Here is a 2091-nt window from a genome sequence, read left to right as displayed (position 1 = left end):
GACGCCCGCCGCGGGATCGTGGTGGCCGACTGGGTCGAGGGCGACCCGATGGATACCCACCCGCCGACGTCCGAGCAGCTCGGCCAGGTCGGCGAGCTGCTCGGAGGGCTACACGCCCTCCCCCTGCCGGCGGGCCTCCCGGCCCCTGCCCCGACCGCTGGCTTGCTGGCCGCGGCCGGGGCGGTCGCGTCGGTCAGGCCGGCCACCGCCGGCCACGCGGCGGCCCTGGCCAGGAGCCTGCTCGCCCAGACAGCGACCAGCCACCGGCGCACCGTGGTCCACGGCGACTTCTCGGCCGACCAGGTCGTGCTCGGACCGGGCGGTGCTGTCGTGCTGCTCGACCTGGACCGGTTGACCCTCGGCGACCCCATCGACGACCTCGCCGGCTGGGTCGCGGCGGAGATCACCGGCGGGCGCTGCCCGGCCCGCTCCCGGCCGGCCGACGTCGCCGCGACCATGCTGGCCGGCTACCGGGGGCCGGCGCCGATACCGACCGGGCGGCCACTGGACCTCGCCGTGGCCGCCGCCCTGCTGCGGCGCGCGGTCGAGCCGTTCCGGCTCCGCCGGCCCGGGTGGCCGGACGAGGTCGACCTGACCGTCGAGCGGGCGGTCGAGCTGGCCGCCGGGCGGCGGTCGTGAGGCCGCCTGCGCGGCTGCCCGGCCGCGAACCAGGGCGGGAGCTGCTCGTACGGCGGGGCTGGCCCCGGTCGACAGCGCATGCGCTGCTCGAGTTGCAGCCTCGCCCGCGCCTCGGCGGCACGCTCTACGGCGAGTGGTTCGGGGCCGCCGAGGCACTCGAGGCGGCTGCCAGCCGTACCCCGGGCGGGCGCCGGCTGCCCGCCCACGGCGTCCTGCTGCACCCGCCCGGCACCGACGACCGGCTGCCAGTCCTGGCCGGGCTGCTGGCCGAGGGCGCCGAGCTGGTGGTCCACCGCCCGGGCCGCCGGGCCGTCCTACGCCGTCGTGCCGGGGGCCGCACGACGTACCTCAAGCTGGTGCGGCCCGGGCGGGTCGCAGCCCTGCTCGCCGCCCATCACGCCGTCGCCGTCGCCGTCGGATCCACCGCGGCGGTGCCGAGGGTCCTGACCGCGGACGAGGGTCGCGGTGTCATCGAGCTCGCAGAGCTGCCAGGCACGACGCTGAACGACCTGGGTCGCCGCTCCACCGGCGACACCAGGACCGTCGGGCAGGCGTGGTCGGCCCTCGGAGCCGCGGTGGCTGCCCTCCATCGGCCGCTCCCGGACGCCGCGGCCTTCCCAGCCGGCGAAGGGCTGCCGCGGCACGACCCTGCCGCCGAGGCGCTGGTCGTCGACCGCTGGCTGCGCCCGGTGGTGCGGTGGGGGCTGCTCCCGCCGCTCGCCGACGAGGCGCTGGACGAGCTCCTCGGCCCGCTGCTGCACGACACCCCGACGACGCCGTCGCTGCTGCACCGGGACCTGCACGACAAGCAGGTTGTCCTCGGACCGGACCGAGGAATCGGCCTCTTGGACCTTGATACCGCCTCCGTGGGCGAGCCGGCCCTCGACATCGCCAACGTTCTGGCCCATCTGGACCTTCGTCGACGGCAGGGCCTGCTCACGCCCATGGCGGCCGCCACCGCATGGTCGGCGTTCCTCGACGGGGCCAGCCCCGGACCCGCGACCATGGCCCGGGTGCCCGCCTACGGTGTGGCGGCGCAGCTGCGACTGGCCGCCGTCTACGCCCTGCGCCCACCCTGGCGCGGCGTCGCCGCTTCGCTTCTCGCCTCGCTCGGGACCTCGACGACACATGGTCGGTGGGCAAGACAACGGCGCCGGTGCGCACCGCCGCCGTTGTCCGCCAGGCGCTAGCGCCGGTCGGGGTTGGCCCCTTGGCCGTGGCCGGCCCGGCCTGGCCAGCCATGCCGTATGTGGCATGCAAGGGGTCAGGGTTCAATCCCCTCAGCTCCACCAAGCACCGCACAGCTAACGCTGCTGAGACGAGCGGCCCGGCCGGTGGCGGCCGGCCACGACTTCGCCTAGGCACGCAAGCGGGTCGCGCCTGGCGTTTCAGGCAATACGGCTCAATACGACGTACGTGGGATTCTCAGTGGTCACGTGTCGTCGCTAGGGT

At 75.9% G+C, this 2091-nt stretch carries 2 protein-coding genes; both read left to right on the top strand.

Going from position 1 to position 2091, the window contains the following annotated elements; all coding sequences use genetic code 11:
- Window positions 1-639, top strand: a 639-nt coding sequence (locus VF468_24770) for a phosphotransferase (protein HEX5881502.1), incomplete at its 5' end; no start/stop codon positions are given.
- A gap of 92 nt (window positions 640-731) precedes the next feature.
- Window positions 732-1829, top strand: coding sequence for a phosphotransferase (locus VF468_24765; GenBank protein HEX5881501.1), 1098 nt, complete (start codon window positions 732-734; stop codon window positions 1827-1829).
- Window positions 1830-2091: the final 262 nt, after the last annotated feature.

This window comes from Actinomycetota bacterium (genome assembly GCA_036280995.1).
GTDB lineage: Bacteria > Actinomycetota > CALGFH01 > CALGFH01 > CALGFH01 > CALGFH01.
Note: the sequence above shows the minus strand (reverse complement) of the source record. Positions and strands in the feature narration are given on the sequence as shown.